Source organism: Yimella sp. cx-51 (assembly GCF_017654605.1).
In the GTDB taxonomy this organism is placed as follows: domain Bacteria; phylum Actinomycetota; class Actinomycetes; order Actinomycetales; family Dermatophilaceae; genus Yimella.
The window spans coordinates 2,935,969-2,955,513 of the sequence record NZ_CP072113.1; the positions used below are offsets into that span (position 1 = coordinate 2,935,969).

Below are 19,545 nucleotides of genomic sequence, written 5' to 3' on the forward strand. Positions count from 1 at the left end.
CGGTGATTTAGTGCTGCGCGGATAGCGCGAAGTTCAGTCGTCCCGCTTGCGTCGTTTGGCACGGGCGCGTTCTCTGGAAACCACGGCGATCGTGGTGAGCGGAATCCCGGCCGGGCAGATCTGAGCGCATTCGCCGTAGGTGGAGCAGGGTCCGAACTGCTCGTCGAGGGCATTGGTCATCTCCACCGCCCGGCGTCCACGTTCCAGGGCTGGTTGCGGCAGCAACGCCAGGTGCGCCAGCTTGGCTCCGGCGTAGAGATGGGCCGCGCCGTTGGGGCAGGCCGCGACACACGCGCCGCAGCCGATACAGGCGGCGAAGTCGAGTGCCTCCTCCGCCGCTTCGTGAGTGACGGGGAGCGCGTCGGCATCAGGGGCGGTGCCCGCCATGAGCGAGACGAAACCGCCTGCTTCGACCAGTTCGTCCAGCGCGGAGCGATCGACCACCAGATCACGCACGACCGGGAAGGCAGCCGATCGCAGCGGCTCGATCGTCAGCGCACTGACCTCACCGAAAGCCCGCAGGTGCTGGCGGCACGAGGGAGTGTTGGGGACGGGGCCGTGCGGCATGCCGTCGACGGTCACCCCGCAGGCGCCGCAGATGCCCTCCCGGCAGTCCGACTCGAAAGCGATGGGTTCGCCGCCCGCAGCGGCGATCTGGTCGTTGAGCACGTCCAGCAGTTCGAGCAGCGACATCTGCGGGCTGACGCCCTCGAGCTCGTGGGTCTCGAAACGTCCCGCATCATCGGGGCCGGCCTGGCGCCACACCTTCAGCTTCATCGGTAGTCCCTCGCTCGCAGCGGCACTCGCACGTAGTCCAGCGGCTCGATCCGCCGCACCGGTTTGCCGTCGCCGGGCGCCCACCCGCTGGTGGAGCGCCACCGGTCGTCGTCGCGCAATGCTTCACCGCCCTCGGTCTGGTGCTCGGCGCGGAAGTGCGCGCCGCATGACTCGTCGCGGTCGAGGGCGTCCAGGCACATGAGTTCGGCCAGTTCGAGATAGTCGGCGACGCGTCCGGCTCGTTCCAGTTCCTGGTTCAGATGCGTGCCGTCGCCGGTCACCCGTAGGTCGCGCCAGAACTCCTCGCGCAACGCCTGCACCTGCGCCAAGGCCGTGGTCAGTCCGGCTGCGTCTCGCGTGACTCCACAACCGGCGTACATGATCTCGCCGAGGGCGCGGTGGAAATCGACCGGACGCCGCGTGCCCCCGATGGCCAGCAGCTTGTCGGTGCGTTGTTGCACACGTCGTACGGCGTCGACCATCGCGTCCGAATCGGGTTGTGCGAGAGGCTTGCCCAGCAAGGGCGCCAGATAGTTGGGCACCGAGTAGGGCAGCGTGAACCAGCCGTCGACGCAGGCCGAGAGCAACGAGTTGGCGCCCAACCGGTTCGCGCCGTGGTAGCCGCTTCCGGCCTCGCCGCCGACGAAGAGTCCGGGCACCGTCGTCATCTGGTCGAAGTCGGACCACAGGCCGCCCATCGAGAAGTGCGCGCCCGGCGCGATGCGCATCGGCTCGACGTACGGGTCTTCACCGGTGACATCGGAATACATCTCGAAGAGGTTGCCGTAGCGCTCGGCGATCGTCTCGCGACCGAGCCGGGCGATGGCATCGCGGAAGTCGAGGTAGACCGAGTTGCGCAACGGGCCGACACCGTGGCCGGCATCGATGCGCTCGCGGGCGGCACGACTGGAGATGTCACGGGGCGAGAGATTGCCGTACGCGGGGTACCGACGCTCGAGGTAGTAGTCGCGCTCGTCCTCCGGGATCTCACCCGGACGCCGGTCGTCCCCGGGCCTGACCGGCACCCAGATGCGTCCGTCGTTGCGCAGCGATTCACTCATCAGGGTCGTCTTCGACTGCCACGGCGCGCTCACCGGCAGCGCGGTCGGATGGAACTGCACAAAGGACGGGGACGCGAAGACCGCCCCCGCGCGATGCGCCCGCCAGGTGGCCGTGGCGTTGGAGTTCACCGCGAGCGTGGAGTAGTAATACACGCCGCCGTAGCCGCCGGTGGCCAGCACGACGGCGTGCGCCGGGTGGGCGCTGATCGCGCCGGAGACGAGGTTGCGGGTGACGATGCCCTGCGCTCGCCCGTCGGCGACGACAAGATCGAGCATCTCGTGCCGGGTGTGCAACCGCACCGAACCGGCGGCCACCTGCCGAAGCAGAGCCTGGGCGCCGGCGATCTGCACCTATTGGCCGGTCTGGCCACGGGTGTAATAGGTGCGCGAGACCTGCACCCCGCCGAAGGAGCGGGTGGCGAGGCTGCCGCCGTACTCCCGGGCGAACGGCGCACCGATGGCATTCATGTGGTCGATGACTCGCGTCGATTCGATGCCGAGCCGGAAGCAGTCGGCCTCACGGCCGCGGAAGTCGCCGCCGGTGATGGTGTCCTTGACGAAGCGGTCGACGCTGTCGCCGTCGACCTTTCGTCCGCGCGCTGCGTTGATGCCGCCCTGTGCGGCGACGCTGTGCGCCCGGCGGGGTGCGTCGTGGAAGGTGAACGCTTCGACGTCGTACCCAAGTTCGCCCAACGCCGCGGCAGCACCCGCGCCCGCCAGTCCGGTGCCGACGACGATGACCTTGAACGTGCGCCGGTTGAGCGGGCTGACCAGCCGGTACTCCAGCATCCGCCGCTCCCAGGCGGTGGCCGGGTCACCGGGCGGGACGTGAGGGTCGAGATCAGCCCCGAGGGCGCGCAGCGCGTTCAGGTCGGTCATCGCAAAGCCCCGATCTGCACGGCAATCGGGATCGATGCATTGCCCAACAGCACCGCCAGGGCAATTGCGCGTCCGGTCAGTTGGGCGACCGCGCGGCTGCGCCGACCGGTCACGCCGAGGTCTTGCACCGCGGTCCACACCCCGTGGGCGACGTGGGCGGCGAGAGCCAGCATGGCGATGACATAGGCGAGCGCCGCGACTGGTCGTTCAAAACTGCCGATGAGGTTGGCGTACGCATGGGCCTCGGTGTGGGTGGTGGCCCGGAAATTGCTCGGACCCGCCTGGCCGGTGGTGAGGTCGAGGAGGTGGAAGACAATGAACGCCAGCAGTGCAATGCCGGTCAGCAGCATGCTGCTGGGCAGCAGGGTGCGCCGCCGCAACGGGGCTCGATGCGCCCCGCGGGCGACCCGTGCGCGTCGCCAGAGGATCACGGCGCATCCGATGTGTGCGACCAGCGCGATGAGCAGGACGACGCGCAGGATCCACAACACGCCCTCGACCGGCAGCAACGGTTGGCCGACCGTGCGCAACCAGACCGCGTAGTGGTCGAGCGACTCGGCGCCGAGGTAGACCTTCAGGTTGCCGATCATGTGCACGAAGGCGAACGCAACGAAGATCAGACCGGTCACAGCCATCGTCAGCTTGCACGCGTGATTGGACGGACGCTTCCGGTGGGCTCGACTCGGTGACCGTTGTGCGGCAATGGATGTCGTCACGCGCCTCAACTCCCCTTCGACCCTGCTGGGCAGACTACCCCGGGGCGAAGCGCGGCGTCCGTGGTTCGGTGGTGCTCGGCGCCGGGGGCGCAAACGCGGCGGTTCCAGCGGCAAACGCGGCCCCTATTCACAACCGCGGCAGTTGCAGCTAGCGCGGTTGTCTGCAACCGCCGCGTCTGTGGAGGAGTCGATGCACGGGCGCGGCAGGCGTCAGGACGGCGTCCGTAGACTTCCGCGATGGAGTTTCCGCGGTACTGGTTCCTGGCCACACGCCAGCTACCCCGTGACATCACACCCGCCCGCGTCGCTGCGTGGGGGTGGTCGAACTCCTCGCCGTTCGAGGCCGAGGCAGTGGCGAACCAACGAGTGGACGGTGTGCAGTCCCGGGCGCTGGCCGGCACCCTCCAGCGCAGCGGCCAGAAGTGGTACTACCCGCGAACACCACTGCGTGAGTGCGTGATCGAGCTGATCTCTGACACGTCGGGGCAGGCCGCTTTGCTCACCCGAAACATGACCGGTGTGGTCGTGCTCAACACCGAGACGTTGTTCATCGCCGACATCGACGTCCCGGAGTGGGCCGGTGGAACAGCGCCGGCCAAGAGGTCCTTCTTCGGTCGCCTGCGCGGCAAGCCCGAGCCGCCACCCCACAGCGACGAGGACGATCGCCGACACCCGGCATTGGCGACCGTGCGCGAACTGGTCGCGGGTCGTACGTCCGTCGGCGCACGCATCTATCGCACCCATTCCGGCTTCCGCGTGGTCGTCACCGGACTGCGAGGCGCGGACGGGTGGCCGCTGCGTGCCGGCACCGATGAATCACGAAACTTGTTGCAACAGTTGGGTTCTGACCCGTTGTACGTGGAACTGTCCACGGCTTATCGCAGCTATCGGGCCCGCCTGACGCCCAAGCCACACCGGTGCGGCATGGAACACCCGCCACGGCCCTCCGTGACGCCGGGCACTGCCGTGGAGAACTCGACCTTCACGGTCGACCCCCACTGGATGAGCACGTACGACCAGGCCGCGTCGGGGTTCGCCACCTGCCGCCTGATCGAGACGCTCGGCGCCCTGCCCTCCCCGCAGGAAGAACAGGCGATCGAGGTGCACGACCGCTTGAGTCGGGTGGGCACCGACCTGCCACTGGCCTGATCCCGCCGACCGTTTGCTTTCGCAGGACGCGGCGGCGCGTTGGAGCGCTGTCACCGACCCGCGCCGGAGGTCCCACACGCTGCCGCTCACGCAAACGCGGCGGTTCCAGCGGCAAACGCGGCCCCTGTTCGCAGACGGGCTAGCTGCAACCGCCGCGCCCGCAAAGAACCGCCGCGTTTGGGTAGCCGGTTCACCGACGCGAAGTGCGGACGCGCTCAGACGAGCTGGTCGGCGATGACCTGCGCCAGTTCGGCGGGGCGACTGAACATCGGCCAGTGACCAGAATCGAGGTCGACGAGTTCGAGCGACTTCACCTTGGTCATTTCGGGCAGATCGCCGCTGTCGATGTACTCCTGCGCCTGCGCCGGCGTGAACTCCGGACAGATGAGCACCGTCGGGACGTCGAGGCGTCGCTCGTCGGTGTAGTGCACGGTCGCTCGGCTGACGCCTTCGGGCACCGGCACGGCCTCGTCCGCCACGCGCTGCTTGGTCGCCTCGTCGAGGTCGTCGCTGTCGGGCCCGGCGAAGGGCTCCCATCCCGGGAAGGCCATCACGCCGTCCTCGACCGGGAAGAAGTCGGCGTACAACTCACCTTCGGCACTGGGGAAACCGCCGATCAGTAAGACCTTCGTCACCTTGTCGGGACGCGCGTCCGCAGCCAACGACGCGAGCGTGCATGCCGCCGAGTGGCCCACGACCGCCACAGGGCCTCCGGCTGCGTCCAGCGCAGCGACCGCGGCGGCCACCTGATCGTCGAGGGTGGCGCGGCTATTGCCATCACCTTGTCCGGGCAGTTGTACTGCCACTCCCCGATGTCCCCGGGATTCCAGCTCCGGCAGCACGGCATCCCAGGCCGTCCCGCCGTCCAACCACAGACCTGCAAGCAACACGACGTCCATCACGAACCCTTTCGTAGCTTTCGGTGAGATTGACGCTACGCGGTTGCACCGACAGGCAGGGTGCCCAGCGCTCAGCTCTGGCCGGCCGCTGCCGATGTCGCAGCAGACGGGCGGTCAGGCCCGGAGATCTCGAAGCGGTGCCGAGGACCAGCTTGCGATGTGACGGCGGACCGTTACGGATGTTCCGCACGTGAGCCGAGGCAGCACGAACTACCGTGGCCTGACACCCTGAGGGAGGACGCCATGCCCGAGACCATCGACTGGCTGTTGCACAGCGACCCCGCGATTCGGTGGCAGGTGCTGCGAGATCTCACCGACGCGCCAGCTCCGCAGGTGGCGTCCGAGCGCGCGCAGATCACCGAATACGGCTGGGGCAGAAGGCTTCTCGACCTGCAGCACGACGGCCAGTGGGCGGGCGGGGCCTGTTTCCCGGGCCCTGGTTGGAAGGCTCCGCGGCCGCTGGTCGGCGATCCGGACGGCCAACCCTGGGTGGCGACCCTGCCCACGCTTCGACTGCTCGTGCACTTCGGCGTCGATCCCGCCGACCCACAGGTGCGGGCAGCGGTGGAGGGTGTGCGTGACAACGCGCGGTGGGAGTACGCCGGCGAGCCTTTCTTCGAGGGCGAGGTCGAGCCCTGCATCAACGGCGGCACCGTCGCGATCGGCGCCTACTTCGGGCAGGACGTCGAAGGAGTTGTCACGCGGCTGCTCGGCGAGCAGTTGGCCGACGGCGGCTGGACCTGCGAGGCCGAACGCGGCTCCACTCGGTCGTCCTTCCACACCACGATCTGCGTGCTTGAAGGCTTGCTCGCCTACGAACGATCCGGCGGATCACAGGACGTGCGCGTGGCCCGCGACCGCGGGGAGGAATACCTGCTCGCGCGGCGGCTCCTTCTGCACGTGTAGCGATCAGCCGGTGAAGTGCCGCCAGTTCCCCTCCGACACGACCTCGACCTGACCGTCCACCACCCGTAGCGCGGTCTGGTCGTCGATCGCGTAGGACGGCAGTCCGATCGTGGACGCCCAACGCTCGGCCCACTCCATGGTGTTCTCGTCAAAACCGGGGTAGTCGAGGTGCGGGAAGATCGCGAAGTCGACGACGCCGAGCGTGCGGTCGTCAGGCGCGCCGTTCCACTCGACGAAGAGCTCACCGATGCGAGGCGTCATGACCATGCTGCCGGCGCTGACGCCCACCCAGACCTTGTCGGTCAACGAGGGCAGGACGCCCGCCAGCCCCGATTCGCGCAGCCAGTGGTGCAGGAAGGTCGCGTCGCCGCCGTCCACGAGCACGACGTCCGCCTCCTGCACCCAGGGCAACCAGCGTTCGCGGTCGATGTGCGGGAGGGCGGTGAGTTCGAGCAGTCCGACCGACTGCCAACCCAGTCCGGCCATCGAGGCCTCGCGATCACCGGCCACGAAGCCCTGGGCCGACACCGGCGAACACATCGGGTGACCCCACTGCGCCGTCGGGATGGCGAGGGCCTTGCTCTGCTCAACCGGTTTGCCGAGGAGCTCGACCAGAGCCGCGTGGATGGTGGGGTTGGTGACACCACCGGAGGTGAGCAACAGCTTCATGACGGGCTCCTTCGCGATCCTCAGTCTGAACCCGAGCCGGGCAGGGCGTCCTTGATCCGGCTCAGCACTGACTTGTCCTCGCCACCCTGCGCCCACGGCGGGTCGTGGGGCAGCGGCCCCATCGGGTCGGCATCCTGCGGGCTGGCGGAACGCGTGGCCAGCGACCGCTCGATCGCCTCACGCACCGGCACCATGCGGTGCCCCTGCGGCAGCAGTTCACGCACAGAAGTGTCGTCGCCGCTGACCATGTCGTGGTGCAGGCTCTCGACGAGCGCTTCGACCGTCGGCTTCGGCACATCGATCAGCGTGGCCACCAAGGCGCCGACGAGCGCGGTCGGTAGGAACGGCACCTTCAGCTGGGGGCGCTCGAGATCGGCGACATCGGCGTAGACATCGAGCAGTTCGGCGTAGCGCATCTGGTCGGGCCCACCCACGTCAACGTGACGAGAAGGGCCGGGCACGGTGAGCGCACCCACCAAGGCCTGCAGCGCGTCGACGACTGCGATGGGCTGCACCTGCGAGTCCATCCACTCCGGGACGGTCTGCACCGGCATCCGCTCGCTGACCTGTCGGATGATCTCGAAGGAGGTCGAGGCACTGCCGAGCAGCACCGCCGCGCGCAACGTGATGACGATCGCGGGGGTCGCCGACAGGATGCGCTCCACCTCCAGCCGGGAGGTGATGTGGTCGGACAACTCATCCTCGGGCACGTCGGGGACGATGCCGGAGAGGTAGACGACCCGCGAGACGTTATGCGATTCGATTGCGGCAGCTACGAGTTCGGCAGCCTTGCGGTCGGTCTCGACGAAGTTGTCGCCGCCCATGCCGTGGATCAGGTAGTAGATCGCGTCGACACCGTCGACGGCCCGGTCGACGTCGTCCTTGTCGAGGACGTCCATCTCCACGGTCTCCACCTGGTCGCTCCACCAGGGAGAGACGCTTTCACCGGAGGTCTTCGTGGTGCGGACGTCGTGCCCCGCTTTCAGCAGTTCGGGCACCAGACGTCCACCGACGTATCCGGTCGCACCGGTCACCAGGATCTTCATGCTGCGCTCTCCGATCGATCAGGCTTGTGGTCGTGTCGTCCCTGGGCAGGACGACTCACCGCGGCGCAGCGTGCGGGCGGGGAGCACTCTGCTCGACGTTGTCACCGGTCGTCCCGATGGTGGCCGCTGTCCCGATCGCCATCGAGGGTGCCGCGCGGCACCCGTGCACAAACTACTCCGTGCCCCTGACGCCGCGGGTGTCAGCGCAGGTGCTTCTCCAGGTTGCGGGCGAAGCCGTTGCCCATCTGCGTCATCACGACGTTCATTGCCGTGCGTACCGCCGGACCCATGACCTTCGGGAAGGGCATGCGGGCGGTGACGGTGATGTCGATGCGCAGGTGGGTGCCCTCGTCCTTCGGGGTCAGGGTGTAGATGCCCTCGACCGCAGCCAGTTCGTCAGTGCGCGCCGGGTCGTGCGCGTACGAAATGCGGGTCTTGGGGTCGAAGGTCATCAGCGCGGTGAAGACCGGCTGGAACTTCTGGTTGAGCACCGGGATCGAGGTCAGCTCCCACTTCCATCGATCACCGTCCGGGGTGATCCTGCGCACCAACGGAGTGAGCTCCTGCAAGGTTTTCGCATCGGTGAGCACCGACCATAGGGTGTCGATGTCATACGGCACCGTCTCTTGCGAGACGTTGCGAGCGGAGAATGAGTTCACTGGGCGGCCCTTCCTAGGTGATCGGTCAACCACACTAGAAGTGTCTGCCGGCTAAGGAGTTTTTCAGGATGCGTCGTTCGTCACATCTGATCGAGCGTCTTCGGCGATCGCCCTGGCTGCAACCGGTCGATCGCGACCATTGGCAGACTCCTTCCGAGTTCAAGCGTCGGCAGCTCGTCTCCCTCGGCACCCTGGTGATCGGCGCCCCGGTGCTGCGCACGGCTCTGCGCCAGCCGCCCGGCAGCCGCTCGTTCCAGGTGTGGACGATCGCGCTCGCCGGGGTGTGGACGGCCGGCGCCCTGGCGTCCGGGCCATTGCACGTGGGCCACTCGCACTCCTCTCGCGGACCGGTGCGGCCGCTCGTGCGCCCCTTGGCGATCGGCTCGGCAGCCGTCGGACTCTTCTCGGTCGGCGGCATGGCAGTGGTGCAGGTTCCGCTGCTGCGCAAAGAGATCGAGAGCGTGATCCAGCACGCCCGGCACGGCGACATGCGCATCGTCGTGCCGCTGACGATCATCACCGGCGCCGCCGAGGAACTCTTCTTCCGTGGTGCGCTCTACGCCGCCACCCCACAGCCGCACCAGGTGGCCGTGACCACCGCGGTCTACGGCACGACCACACTGGCCACCGGAAACCCGATGCTGGTCTTCGCCTCGGTGCTGCTCGGCACGATCACGGGGCTCGCCCGCCGCGTGACCGGCGGCGTGGTGTCGCCGATCATCATCCACGGCACCTGGTCGACGGGCATGCTCGTGATCCTCCCCCGCCTGACCGAGCGCGCCGCCGCATGGGGCGAACGCCTGATCGGACAGCGCACCGCATGATCCTGGTGACCGGAGCCGGTGGTTACATCGGCAGCCGCCTGGTGCCCCGTTTACTCGCCGACGGGCACGAGGTGCGTGCGACCTTCACCCGGCTCGATCGGGCCGAGGAGCTGTGGTGGCACACGGATTCGCGGGTCGAGTCGGTGCAGATGGACGTCTTCGACCCGGCGTCTGTGGCCCGCGCGACGGCCGGCGCCAGTTCCGCGTACTACCTGATCCACGGCCTCGCCGATCGCGACTTCGAGCGACTCGACCAGCAGGCGGCGCAGACATTCGCCGACGCCGCGACGACTGCCGGAATCGATCTCGTCGTGTACCTCTCCGGGCTCGTGCCGGATCTGCCGGCGGCGCAGCTCTCGCCGCATCTGCGGTCGCGCCTGGATGTAGAGCAGATCCTCACCGAGCGCGCTCCTTCGACTGTGACGCTGCGTGCCGCGATGGTGATCGGTGGTGGCTCGACCTCGCTGGAGATCATGCGGCAGCTGACCAATCGCCTTCCGGTGCAGCCGCTTCCGACCTGGATGAACTCACGCTTGCAGCCTGTTTCGGTGGTCGACACCCTCGAAGCGCTGGTCGGCGCGCTCGACCCGACGGTGCCCTCTCGCTGGTACGACATCGGTGGCCCGGACGCGATGGGTTACGGCATGTTGCTGTGGCAGTTCGCTCGCGCGGCCGGCGTGCGTCGTCCGCGCCTTTTCGTGCCCTTCTTGCCTGGCCCACTGGTCGCCGAACTCGCGGGCGCGCTCGTCGATGCGCCGGGCGTGACCGTCGAGTCGCTCATCGACAGCCTCGCCTACGACATGGTGTGCGCCGACGACGACTTCGTGACCGATCTACTGCCCGCCGGATGGCAGCTACTCACCGTTCGCGAAGCTCTCCGACGGGCGATCGCCGACTCCGATGCTGTTGGTGCTGAACGCGATCCGATGGTGACGATGCCGCACGATCCGCAGTGGACCAAGGCCACCGGCGGCACGATCGACGGTGTCGCACGCGTCGTTCCGCGGCTGCTTCAGCTGCTCTGATCCCGACCCATAGCCTCCGCGTGCTTCCGACAGCCCATGGTTGTCACCGCTTCATGACAGGTTGGAGTCATGGAGATCTGGACGCTGGTGCACGCCGAACGTCACGCCCTCATCGACGACCTGAGCACGCTCACCGCAGCGCAATGGGAGGTCGATTCGCTGAGCGACGGTTGGAGCGTGCACGATGTCGCCGCCCACCTGGTCGACAACGCTCTCGCTACGCCGTTCGGGCTGGTGAAAGCCATGGCGAAGGCACGCTTCGACTTCGACCGACAGAACGCCAATGGTGTTGCAGCACAGCGTGGCTCGACGCCAGCGGCCACCCTCGATCGCCTGCACGCGGTGGCTGATCGCACCACAGGACCGCCCGAGAAGCTCGCTGCTCTAGCCAGCCGGTTGGTCGAGGAGATCGCCCACGGCGAAGACATCCGGCGTCCGCTCGGGCTGACCCGCGCGTATCCGCCCGAGGCAGTCGGCGCGGCGATCGACTACCAACTCTCGGCGCCCGACAAGTTCGGCGGCGCCAAGAGCATCGGCGAACGCGTGCGGCTGGTGGCGACCGACACTGACTTCACCGCTGGCCAGGGGCCGGAAGTGCGCGCACCAGCGTTGGAGTTACTGATGCTCACTACCGGCCGCCAGCCGCGGGAGGGGTCGTTGGACGGCCCGGGCGTCGACCTGCTCTGACCCGGTGGCTACCTGTTGAGGCCGGTCACTGCGTCCGCAGGCGCACCTGACGCTTGATGCGCGAGAGCATCGCCACCATCCCGCGCAGCCGCAGTGGCGAGACCACTTCGGCCAGACCGAATTTCATCGGCGCCTGGTCGGAGGTGGCCAACACCTCTTTCACGCTCAGACCGTCGAGCCCCTCGTGCAGGATGCCCGCGAAACCGCGCGTAGTAGGCGCCTCACGCGGGGCCGAGAAGAACAACGACACCACCTGGTCGTCGGTGTCGACGCCCGGCTCCTGCGCCACCTCGACCACCAGGAAGAGCGGCGACTGGCACTCATGCACTTGCTCCAACTTCTCCGGAGCGTCGGCGTAGCGCGCCGGCAGGTCGGGCAACTCGTCGGCGAACTCCAGCAGCAACTGCAGGCGATCCTTGGGGTCAAGCTCCAGGAAGTCGCGGGAGATCTCCGCCAACGACGCAGGCATCGTGGTCGCGGTGTCTTCGCTCATACGCGGAAAGGCCTCACTTCTCGATCGGGACGCGGACGGAGTTACCCCACTCGGTCCAGGATCCGTCATAGTTGCGCACCTTGTCGAAGCCGAGCAGGTGGGTGAGCACGAACCACGTGTGGCTGCTGCGCTCACCGATCCGGCAGTAGGCGACGACGTCGTCTTCCGGGCTCAGGCCCTGCTCGGACTGGTAGATCTCCTCCAGTTCAGCACGCGACTTGAAGGTGCCGTCCTCATTGGCGGCACGCGCCCACGGCACCGACTTCGCGCCGGGGATGTGACCGCCGCGCATCGCACCTTCCTGCGGGTAGTCGGGCATGTGCAGCAGTTCGCCGCTGAACTCGCCGGGCGAGCGCACGTCAACCATGGGCTTGCCGAGGTGTTCGAGCACGTCCTCCTTGAACGCGCGGATTTCGGCGTCCTTGCGCTCGACCACGGGGTAGGCGTCCGCGCCGGTTGCCGGGCTCACCGAGGGCACGTCGCGGGTCAGCTCGCGATCTTCGGCGATCCACTTGGCGCGGCCGCCGTCAAGCAGGCGGACGTCCTCGTGCCCGAAGAGGGTCAGCACCCACAGTGCGTAGGCGGCCCACCAGTTGCTCTTGTCGCCGTAGATGACGATCGTCGTGTCGCGACCGATGCCTCGCTCGGTCAACACCTTCGCCAACTGCTCACCGTCAACGTAGTCACGGCTGAGCGGGTCGTTGAGGTCTTGGTGCCAGTCGAGCTTGAGGGAAGTCGGGATGTGCCCGACGTCGTACAGCAGCACGTCCTCGTCCGATTCCAGGATCGCGATCGAGCTGCCCGGGCCGGTCTTGCCGTCGGCGATCTGCTGTGCGAGCCAGTCGGTGCTCACCAACCGCTCGGGGTGGGCGTACTCGGCGAATTCATTCGATGAAGCGACGTTGGTCATAACCCCAAGTTACGCCGCTTCGCGGTCGACGACACATCCGAGCCGATGCCTGGACGGCGTCAACTCATCGCGCGTCACCGCTGCCGCTGCGTCCGTCCAGCTCAGGCGTGAGCGGACACCCGATCGGACGTCCGCTCACACTTGGGCAGCTCAGCTGCCGTAGACCTGCAGCTCCTTGATCGAGTAGCCGTAGTTGGTGCCGCGCTGCTGCCCGAGCACGCGCACGTACCGCGCGGTCGGCATGGTGCGTCCGGGTTCGTTGAAGACCGCGACGTCGAGGCCACCGTCACCGGTGGTCGTGGCCGACACCGACCGCCAGGTGGTGCCGTCGTCGGAGACCTGCACCTGGTAGCTCTTGGCGTAAGCCGATTCCCAGTCGATGACGACGCGACCGATGCGCTGGCTACTGCCGAGATCGACGCGCAGCCATTGCGGGTCGACGCCCCAATTGCCGCTGGCCCAGCGGGTGTCGGTGCGGCCGTCCGTCGCCTTGGCTGCCGCGAGACCGCCGAAGGGTGCCCACTCGTTCGATCTGGACGTGGTCGGACGGTTCAGGGCGAGGTTCGGGCCCGCTGCCCATCCGCGGGCACCGGCGTAGGTGCGCAGGTACGACTCGGCTCCACGGGCGAGGTCGTCCTGGATGGGGGTGCCGGAGATGTTCTTGAGGTCCTGCACCCAGTCGGGCACCTGGCCGTAGTGCGCCACGCCATCGACGTTGTAGTCCCAGGTGCGCTGCCCGGTGACCTGTCGGTCCATGACCGTGCCGCCCAGCGCGGTGTAGGGGTAACTGATTCCCTTGCCGGCCGTCGCCGTCAACGACTTGTGTGTCTGGGAGGTCGAGGGTGCGGCCTCAGCGCGAGCCATCAACGGCGGACGCGGGGTGCCCCCGAAGCCGTTCATGTCCATGCCGTAGCCGAGGCCGACGTCGTACTTCGCGCGCAGGGCCTTCATGCCCGGGTCCTGTGCCTCGGCGGCGAATTCGCCGGCGGAGTGGCCGTAGGGGGTGACGAATCCGCCCAGCCGGTAGAGGCGTTCGGTGTAGCTGCGGTCCATCCAGCTGTGCGTCGAGACGACGCCGGGGTACTTGTACTGCTCGAGGATGTCGAGCGTCCGACCCGCAGCCTTGGTACTCATGTGGTCGATCTCGACGGTCATGCCGCGCTTGATCATGCCCTTGAGCGCGTACTCACCCAGACCGGTCAGGCCCTTGGTGTTGCAATGCGGACCCTTGGGGTAGACCGGCAGGAAAGTGCCCGCGGGCAGGTGCTTCAGCACGTCGTTCGGGATGTCGGTGTTGGCGATGGTGTTGTCGTGCTGCGTTCCGGTGCAAACCGTGGGCTTCCACCATTCGCCGGTGTTGAGGAAGTTGCCGACGTTGACGATCACGCCGGTGGTGCCTTCGTCGTAACGCACTCCGCACAGCGCGTTGTCGAACTTGTGACACAGGAACATCGAGCTCACACCGAGGCTCTTGAACTCGTCCAGGCCGCGGTCGATGTCTCCGGTCGTGCACATCGGCACGCCGAGCTTGGTGGTGCAGCCGAAGGGGTTGGACACCTCCACGCCGAGGATGACCGCCAGCTTTCCTTCGGCGACGATCTGTCGCGCCTGGGCGGGGGTGGTGGCGATGCGGAACCAGCCCTTGCCCGGACCGCCGTACTGGTTGTCGATGAAGGTCTGCAGGTTCTTGGTCTCGGCGATCTGCCGGCGCACGGTGTCCATGTCGTCGCAGCTGTACTTGTTGACTTGCACCGGCAGGCTGCACAGCACGTTGTTGTTGACGGCGTCCGCGACCATGATGCGCTGCCCGCCGCGCCACGCCCGCTCGACCCACTTGTAGTACATCTGCTGGTGGGTGAGGGACGACCACTTCGGCCAGTCCTTGAAGGTGGGGTAGCCGGCGGTGTCGTGCTTGGCGAAGGAACTCTTGCCCTCGAGGTTGGTGAGGTTCTCGATGAGCCCGGTCGAGCCGTCCGAGCCGTGACTGTCGCAGTCGCGCAACGCGTCCGGCGCTCCGTTGGGGCTGAAGGTCGCACCGCAGACGATCGACCCGCCGAAGCCGACATTGCTCATCAGGTGGGTGTGGGCGTCGACATATCCGCGCACCGAGCCGCCCGGTTGGGTGCCGGTGAAGGGCGCTCCGGTGGCGTTGACCTGCGAGTCGTTGGCCTGGGGGCTCGTGGGCTCGTACCAGTGTGCGACGCCGGTGAGCGTGGCGTCCGCGGGTGGCAAGGTGACGGCGAAGGTGGCCAATCCGGCCGTTGCGGCCAGCGTGATGGCCCGTCGGGCACGGGTGCGCAGCGGCATTGCGGACTCCTCGGAGCAGCGGGGATGTGATGCAGGACACACGGGGTTGCTGCAGCGTAGCCGGATTCGGCGCATTTTTGAACAGTTGATCAAGATGTCGGTAGCGCCAGGACTCCAAGGCGATCGTCTGCGGTGGTTCACCAGGAACACCTGGCCTGCCCGCGAGCGCAGCGCCACCTGCAGACTGGCACTCATGGATTCACTGAACGTCGCCGGCGCCAACTTCGGCATACGACGAGCCTTGGCCCCCGACGTCCCGGCGATCGTTGCACTCCTCACCGACGACTTCCTCGGCGAAACTCGAGAGACCACCGACCTCAGCGCCTACGAAACGGCGTTCGCCCGGATCGACGCCGATCCCAGTCACTACCTGGCGGTCATCGTCGACGCCACCGGCGCCGTGGTCGGCACGATGCAGCTGACCCTCATCCCCGGAGTCTCCCGCGGCGGTGCCACTCGACTGCAGATCGAGGCAGTGCGCCTTGCACCCTCGACGCGCGGAAGAGGTTTGGGCACAGCGATGTTCGCGTGGGCACACGAATACGGACGAGGGCAGGGCGCGGCGCTCGTCCAGCTCACCACCGACAAGAAGCGCGCGGACGCCCACCGCTTCTACGAACGACTCGGGTACGCGCCGTCGCACGAGGGTTTCAAGCTGGAACTCTGACCCGCATTCCCGGTCATGGCAAGGGCCTGTGGAGAACTTCGACCCGGTGTCGGTGGATGCAGCCACAATCGGGGTCGATGAGAGGACAACACGTGGCGAAGAAGAAGCGGCAGCAGCGATCCACCCATCGGCCGGGGGCGTCGTTCCATCAATCGGGCGGCGCAGACCCTCGTGACACTGCCTCGCCTGAGGACGTCATCGCGGCCACCCTCCATCTGGCCACGATGGCGCTGCAGTCCGACGACCTGCGCACCTTCGATGACCATGTCGCCTTTCTGGCGGCATCGTGCGACCGCACCGAGACGCGTGTGCCGGTGGTGAAGCAGGTGCGCCGGAGCTTCGACGAACTGCTGCACCACGCGTGGCAAAGCGGCTGGCAGCCGGCCGATGTGCATCGCCTGGTGTTCCGCCGCACTGACAAGTCCGTGGCCGATTTCTCGGTGCACGTGATCGTCGCGCAACTGCGGCGGTATGCCGCCGACACCGTGCACCCGTCGTGGCGCTCGCAGCTCACCGCGCTGGCTGAAGGCCCACTGCCCCAAGGCGATCCGATCACCGCCGCGCACGCGAGCGGCGTGGGTTGGCTGACGGTGATGGAGTGTGCCGTGCGCTGCCTCCATGTCTTCCGGATCCTTCCGCCGATCGAGAAGATCGGTCCGGCGCCGGGCGAGTGGGTGCGTCCTGCCGCATCTGCCGAACCCGATGCCGACGTGGACGAGCGCATCCTCACCCGGGTGCGCATGCTGCTGGCGAAGGCGGAGTCGACGCCCTACGAGGCCGAAGCCGAGACCTTCACTGCCGGCGCCGCCTCCTTGATCGCTCGCCATCGCATCAGTGAGACGATGCTTGCGGCGTCCCGCCAGGACGGGCCGAAGGACGGCACGAGTGCCCAGCGCATCGGCATCGACAACCCCTACGAACAACCCAAGGTGCAGCTGCTCAACGCTGTCGCCGAAGCCAACTCGTGCCGCGTGGTGTGGAGCAAGGAGTTGGGGTTCGCCACCGTGGTGGGTTTCCCGTCCGACCTGTCCGGCGTCGAACTGCTCTACACCTCGTTGCTGCTGCAGGCGACCAACACGATGACAGCTGCCGGCAAGCGGTCGGTGCAGGGTGCGCACAAGCGGTCGCGTACGTTCCGATCGTCCTTTCTGACCTCGTTCGCGATCCGTATCGGCGAGCGACTGCAGGAAACGACCGAGGCCGAAGAGCGTTCTGCGGCAGCGAATTTCGCTGGCGCCCCGGCCGGTGAACGACTACCCGCGTTGATCGAACGAGACCAGGATGTTGCCGAGGCCACGAAGAAGCTCTTCCCGCAGGTGGTGTCGACGCGAGCACGCCGAACCATCGACGCGGACGGCTGGGTGCACGGGCGGCGTGCGGCAGATGACGCGGACGTCCGGGCGCGAGTGGAGCTACGCCGCAGCAGCTGACCTCGGGCACGCGCCCCTTAGCGCAGGTTGAGGGTGCACGGTCGCCCTCGCCGGCCGGTTGATCCGCTGACGGCGATCAACTGTGTTGCGCGGGATCGCTTGTCTGATTGCGAGCGCGTTGCCGGACGCCCCACGTCATGAAGGCGGCCTGACCGGCAACCAGCGCGAAGAGAAGAGCGCTCCACCACTCCTGGGCTGCCGCTGCCGAGATCGCGCCAATGGCCATAAAGACCGTGACGACAACCCCCGCGATCACCTTGGTTCGCGCGCTCAACCCCAGAAACTCGCCCACCGGTTGAGCATGGCACGCATGGGCGCGTCATTATTTTCGTCGCGCGATGCAACGTTCTGTCCCGGGCCGGCCATGGAGGGAGTGAACCCGCCGAAAGGCTGCTGGCGTGGACGACTCCGCACTCGACCAACTACTTCTCGGCTCACGACCCGACGTCGATGAGCGCGCACTTCGAGGTGCGCAAGAACTCGCCGACGCGATTGCGCGCCAGCATCGTCCTCGACCACGCCGAATCTCTCCTCGCCGGAAGATCTTTGCCGCGCTTGGTGTCGGAGCCCTCGCGCTGACAGGTGCGGGGTCGTTGGCTGCCTATCAGTTGAGCATCCCGCCATTCGTGACCATCCCCGACGGCGAATCACTGTCCACCGCTCACTCCTGAGCTGCACGCCGAAGGTCGGGTCAGGCCCAGATCTTGCCGTTGTCGAGTTGTCAATGACTCGCGTCTGCGCTGTGGAAAACTCGCCGAAGTTATGGGGCTGTGGATACCCGAAAGTAGGCGAATTCCACTGTCCGAGAACAGAATTCATCTGTCTTGGTCTTCCCTTTTGCTTCGAACACTCGTACGATGGAAGCATCCAAGACGTTCGCCCACGTCGAAGACCGAGCAAGGGGAAGGAGTGGCCGCGAATGAGCATTCAGCACCTGTCTGAGCCCGGCACCTCCTACCCGGGCGAAGCAGCCGGCTGTGCAGCCTCATTGGCCGATGCGATCGACCCCGTTGAGCGACTCGGACGCATTTCCAGCAACCTCACCGATGCCGAGCTCACCGTGACCGCCCAATCCCTGGCCGTGATGATGCAACGGGCTGAAGCAGCCCTTGTCGCACTCACCGCCGATGCGCTCGACCGCGGCACAGTGCACCGCTCGACCGCCGCAAATGCCGCGCAATGGGTGCAACGCCTCTCTACCGGCGAACCAGCTGAAGCCCTGCTCGGGCCAAATCCCGAGTCGAATGCCGGTCCGCTCATCCCAGTCGACGAGTCACCCTCGATCGACACGGCAACTGACTTTTCCGCTGGCACCGGCGGTCAGCGTTGGTCACTCGGCGGGGTCGAGTCGGCACACGCAGTCCGTATCGCGCGACTCGCCGTCGCCTGCCAGAACCCCGACAACCGTGTGCTGGGCGAAGCGCTGCTGACCGGCGCTGTGAACACGACCATCGCCTCCACCGCACTGGCCAACGTCCCCAAGATCTGCGATGTGCTGCCCACGGCAACCCGCGACGAGATCTTCGGCTGGTTCGTCCAACTGCCGTCCGGCTCGGGAGCCAAGATGGTGCGGGAGCTCACGCGCGGCATCATCAACCGGTACTGCGAGGACGACGAAATGCTCGACGACGCCGAAGACACGCTGCAACGCCACGAGACGCTGTCGTGGATCAACCTGCCCGAAGGCATGGTGCGCCTCATCGCCGAGTTGTCCGCCGATCACGCCGAGATGGTCAAGCACGCCATCCAATCGCTCGCCGCACCGGCGCCGGTCTCCGACTGCTGCGACAACCCGCACCACCGGCATGACCCGGCGGCCGCCAAGACCGGCGAACCCGACCTGCGCACACCCGGCAAACGCCGCGTTGACGCGCTGCTGCAGCTGATCACCCTCGGGGCGATGGCCGCCGACGAGGACGGCACGATCCGCACGTTCGGCACCGCTCGCCTGGTGGTCACGATCGACTACGACGCACTCGCCAGAGCCGTGCGCGGGCTCGGACTCACCGACTCCGGCGCCACGATCACTCCCGACACGGTCCGACAACTCGCCTGCGATGCCGACATCATCCCGATGGTGCTCGGCAGCAAGAGCCAACCGCTCAACGTCGGCCGCAGAAAACGTCTGGTTGACAAGGAACTTCGAAGAGCCGTCATCCATCGCGACCGACATTGCACCTACGACGGCTGCGACCGGCCACCCATCATGTGCGAAGTGCACCACGTCGTTCCATGGTGGACCGGCGGCGAGACCTCCCTGGAAAACTCAGCGCTGCTGTGCGGGAGGCACCACCGGGTCGTCCACCGCGACAAGCTCAGCGCCACCACCACCGACCACAGGGTCACCTGGCACCACGCCCGGGCGGCATGAGCGGCTTGGCGAGGCGGCGCAGGAGAGTGACGCACGCCGCCCCGCGGAGTGAGCATCAGACATCGCGCCA

Annotated in this window: 19 protein-coding genes and 1 pseudogene; 9 read left to right on the forward strand and 11 right to left on the reverse strand. The window is 67.2% G+C overall.

The window, feature by feature from the left end:
- Positions 1–33 precede the first annotated feature (33 nt).
- The 3 genes and pseudogenes from J5M86_RS14000 to J5M86_RS14010 form a co-directional block, all read right to left on the reverse strand.
- The gene (locus J5M86_RS14000) at positions 34–777 is read right to left on the reverse strand and encodes a succinate dehydrogenase/fumarate reductase iron-sulfur subunit (protein ID WP_188058869.1); all 744 of its coding nucleotides are present in this window, start codon (positions 775–777) and stop codon (positions 34–36) included.
- Positions 774–2,717, reverse strand: a pseudogene (locus tag J5M86_RS14005) (fumarate reductase/succinate dehydrogenase flavoprotein subunit). The gene J5M86_RS14000 and the pseudogene J5M86_RS14005 overlap by 4 nt, the downstream one beginning before the upstream one ends.
- Positions 2,714–3,352 carry a succinate dehydrogenase cytochrome b subunit gene (locus J5M86_RS14010; RefSeq protein ID WP_188058868.1) on the reverse strand — a complete coding sequence of 213 codons (639 nt, stop codon included), beginning with the start codon at positions 3,350–3,352 and terminating at the stop codon, positions 2,714–2,716. Before J5M86_RS14010 ends, J5M86_RS14005 begins: the two are co-directional and overlap by 4 nt.
- A 318-nt stretch (positions 3,353–3,670) precedes the next feature.
- Here J5M86_RS14010 and J5M86_RS14015 point away from each other — a divergent pair, with 318 nt between their 5' ends.
- Positions 3,671–4,582, forward strand: coding sequence for a hypothetical protein (locus tag J5M86_RS14015; RefSeq protein ID WP_188058867.1), 912 nt, complete (start codon positions 3,671–3,673; stop codon positions 4,580–4,582).
- A 215-nt stretch (positions 4,583–4,797) separates the two neighbouring features.
- On the opposite strand, the gene J5M86_RS14020 is transcribed toward J5M86_RS14015, so the two are convergent.
- Entirely contained in the window at positions 4,798–5,481 is a 684-nt protein-coding gene (locus tag J5M86_RS14020; protein WP_188058866.1) for an alpha/beta fold hydrolase, read from the reverse strand.
- A gap of 243 nt (positions 5,482–5,724) precedes the next feature.
- Here J5M86_RS14020 and J5M86_RS14025 point away from each other — a divergent pair, with 243 nt between their 5' ends.
- On the forward strand, positions 5,725–6,387 hold the full coding sequence (locus tag J5M86_RS14025) for a hypothetical protein (RefSeq protein WP_188058865.1): 663 nt from the start codon (positions 5,725–5,727) through the stop codon (positions 6,385–6,387).
- 3 nt (positions 6,388–6,390) lie between these two features.
- Here the strand turns inward: J5M86_RS14025 and J5M86_RS14030 are convergent, their stop codons facing one another.
- The 3 genes from J5M86_RS14030 to J5M86_RS14040 all read right to left on the reverse strand — a co-directional run bounded on the left by J5M86_RS14030 (position 6,391) and on the right by J5M86_RS14040 (position 8,761).
- On the reverse strand, positions 6,391–7,056 hold the full coding sequence (locus tag J5M86_RS14030) for a Type 1 glutamine amidotransferase-like domain-containing protein (RefSeq protein ID WP_188058864.1): 666 nt from the start codon (positions 7,054–7,056) through the stop codon (positions 6,391–6,393).
- A 20-nt stretch (positions 7,057–7,076) separates the two neighbouring features.
- Positions 7,077–8,102, reverse strand: a complete 1,026-nt coding sequence (locus tag J5M86_RS14035) for an NAD(P)H-binding protein (RefSeq protein WP_223158310.1) — start codon at positions 8,100–8,102, stop codon at positions 7,077–7,079.
- A gap of 200 nt (positions 8,103–8,302) precedes the next feature.
- A complete protein-coding gene (locus J5M86_RS14040) occupies positions 8,303–8,761 on the reverse strand; it encodes an SRPBCC family protein (protein WP_188058863.1) in 459 nt (152 codons plus the stop codon).
- A gap of 68 nt (positions 8,762–8,829) precedes the next feature.
- On the opposite strand from J5M86_RS14040, the gene J5M86_RS14045 reads away from it, so the two are divergent.
- The 3 genes from J5M86_RS14045 (at position 8,830) to J5M86_RS14055 (ending at position 11,297) form a co-directional block, all read left to right on the forward strand.
- Positions 8,830–9,585, forward strand: coding sequence for a CPBP family intramembrane glutamic endopeptidase (locus J5M86_RS14045; RefSeq protein WP_188058862.1), 756 nt, complete (start codon positions 8,830–8,832; stop codon positions 9,583–9,585).
- Positions 9,582–10,610 carry an NAD(P)H-binding protein gene (locus tag J5M86_RS14050; protein WP_188058861.1) on the forward strand — a complete coding sequence of 343 codons (1,029 nt, stop codon included), beginning with the start codon at positions 9,582–9,584 and terminating at the stop codon, positions 10,608–10,610. Before J5M86_RS14045 ends, J5M86_RS14050 begins: the two co-directional genes overlap by 4 nt.
- A gap of 69 nt (positions 10,611–10,679) precedes the next feature.
- Positions 10,680–11,297, forward strand: a complete 618-nt coding sequence (locus J5M86_RS14055) for a maleylpyruvate isomerase family mycothiol-dependent enzyme (protein WP_188058860.1) — start codon at positions 10,680–10,682, stop codon at positions 11,295–11,297.
- A 25-nt stretch (positions 11,298–11,322) separates the two neighbouring features.
- Here the strand turns inward: J5M86_RS14055 and J5M86_RS14060 are convergent, their stop codons facing one another.
- From J5M86_RS14060 to J5M86_RS14070, 3 genes are all read right to left on the reverse strand, one after another.
- The gene (locus J5M86_RS14060) at positions 11,323–11,790 is read right to left on the reverse strand and encodes a SufE family protein (RefSeq protein WP_188058859.1); all 468 of its coding nucleotides are present in this window, start codon (positions 11,788–11,790) and stop codon (positions 11,323–11,325) included.
- Between the two features lie 13 nt (positions 11,791–11,803).
- The gene (locus tag J5M86_RS14065) at positions 11,804–12,700 is read right to left on the reverse strand and encodes a sulfurtransferase (protein ID WP_188058858.1); all 897 of its coding nucleotides are present in this window, start codon (positions 12,698–12,700) and stop codon (positions 11,804–11,806) included.
- A 150-nt stretch (positions 12,701–12,850) separates the two neighbouring features.
- Positions 12,851–15,007 carry a discoidin domain-containing protein gene (locus J5M86_RS14070; protein ID WP_188058857.1) on the reverse strand — a complete coding sequence of 719 codons (2,157 nt, stop codon included), beginning with the start codon at positions 15,005–15,007 and terminating at the stop codon, positions 12,851–12,853.
- A 193-nt stretch (positions 15,008–15,200) separates the two neighbouring features.
- Here J5M86_RS14070 and J5M86_RS14075 point away from each other — a divergent pair, with 193 nt between their 5' ends.
- On the forward strand, positions 15,201–15,674 hold the full coding sequence (locus J5M86_RS14075; protein WP_188058856.1) for a GNAT family N-acetyltransferase: 474 nt from the start codon (positions 15,201–15,203) through the stop codon (positions 15,672–15,674).
- Between the two features lie 77 nt (positions 15,675–15,751).
- Complete coding sequence (locus tag J5M86_RS14080; RefSeq protein WP_188058855.1) at positions 15,752–17,104, forward strand: DUF2786 domain-containing protein; 1,353 nt, start codon at positions 15,752–15,754, stop codon at positions 17,102–17,104.
- A 76-nt stretch (positions 17,105–17,180) separates the two neighbouring features.
- Here the strand turns inward: J5M86_RS14080 and J5M86_RS14085 are convergent, their stop codons facing one another.
- Positions 17,181–17,396, reverse strand: a complete 216-nt coding sequence (locus J5M86_RS14085) for a hypothetical protein (RefSeq protein ID WP_188058854.1) — start codon at positions 17,394–17,396, stop codon at positions 17,181–17,183.
- 106 nt (positions 17,397–17,502) lie between these two features.
- Between J5M86_RS14085 and J5M86_RS14090 the strand changes: the two genes are divergently transcribed.
- Positions 17,503–17,775 (forward strand): hypothetical protein, encoded by a 273-nt coding sequence (locus tag J5M86_RS14090; RefSeq protein ID WP_188058853.1) that lies wholly within the window; start codon positions 17,503–17,505, stop codon positions 17,773–17,775.
- A 248-nt stretch (positions 17,776–18,023) separates the two neighbouring features.
- Positions 18,024–19,475 (forward strand): HNH endonuclease signature motif containing protein, encoded by a 1,452-nt coding sequence (locus tag J5M86_RS14095; RefSeq protein ID WP_244328373.1) that lies wholly within the window; start codon positions 18,024–18,026, stop codon positions 19,473–19,475.
- Positions 19,476–19,545: the final 70 nt, after the last annotated feature.

What these genes read in the sequence shown, in the direction of transcription:
- J5M86_RS14050 (WP_188058861.1), top strand. Translation starts at nt 9,582, where the DNA reads ATGATCCTGGTGACCGGAGCCGGTGGTTACATCGGCAGCCGCCTGGTG.
- J5M86_RS14020 (WP_188058866.1), bottom strand. Translation starts at nt 5,481, where the DNA reads ATGGACGTCGTGTTGCTTGCAGGTCTGTGGTTGGACGGCGGGACGGCC.
- J5M86_RS14060 (WP_188058859.1), bottom strand. Translation starts at nt 11,790, where the DNA reads ATGAGCGAAGACACCGCGACCACGATGCCTGCGTCGTTGGCGGAGATC.
- J5M86_RS14070 (WP_188058857.1), bottom strand. Translation starts at nt 15,007, where the DNA reads ATGCCGCTGCGCACCCGTGCCCGACGGGCCATCACGCTGGCCGCAACG.
- J5M86_RS14030 (WP_188058864.1), bottom strand. Translation starts at nt 7,056, where the DNA reads ATGAAGCTGTTGCTCACCTCCGGTGGTGTCACCAACCCCACCATCCAC.
- J5M86_RS14045 (WP_188058862.1), top strand. Translation starts at nt 8,830, where the DNA reads ATGCGTCGTTCGTCACATCTGATCGAGCGTCTTCGGCGATCGCCCTGG.
- J5M86_RS14095 (WP_244328373.1), top strand. Translation starts at nt 18,024, where the DNA reads ATGAGCATTCAGCACCTGTCTGAGCCCGGCACCTCCTACCCGGGCGAA.
- J5M86_RS14010 (WP_188058868.1), bottom strand. Translation starts at nt 3,352, where the DNA reads ATGGCTGTGACCGGTCTGATCTTCGTTGCGTTCGCCTTCGTGCACATG.
- J5M86_RS14015 (WP_188058867.1), top strand. Translation starts at nt 3,671, where the DNA reads ATGGAGTTTCCGCGGTACTGGTTCCTGGCCACACGCCAGCTACCCCGT.
- J5M86_RS14055 (WP_188058860.1), top strand. Translation starts at nt 10,680, where the DNA reads ATGGAGATCTGGACGCTGGTGCACGCCGAACGTCACGCCCTCATCGAC.
- J5M86_RS14080 (WP_188058855.1), top strand. Translation starts at nt 15,752, where the DNA reads ATGAGAGGACAACACGTGGCGAAGAAGAAGCGGCAGCAGCGATCCACC.
- J5M86_RS14065 (WP_188058858.1), bottom strand. Translation starts at nt 12,700, where the DNA reads ATGACCAACGTCGCTTCATCGAATGAATTCGCCGAGTACGCCCACCCC.
- J5M86_RS14025 (WP_188058865.1), top strand. Translation starts at nt 5,725, where the DNA reads ATGCCCGAGACCATCGACTGGCTGTTGCACAGCGACCCCGCGATTCGG.
- J5M86_RS14075 (WP_188058856.1), top strand. Translation starts at nt 15,201, where the DNA reads ATGGATTCACTGAACGTCGCCGGCGCCAACTTCGGCATACGACGAGCC.
- J5M86_RS14035 (WP_223158310.1), bottom strand. Translation starts at nt 8,102, where the DNA reads ATGAAGATCCTGGTGACCGGTGCGACCGGATACGTCGGTGGACGTCTG.
- J5M86_RS14000 (WP_188058869.1), bottom strand. Translation starts at nt 777, where the DNA reads ATGAAGCTGAAGGTGTGGCGCCAGGCCGGCCCCGATGATGCGGGACGT.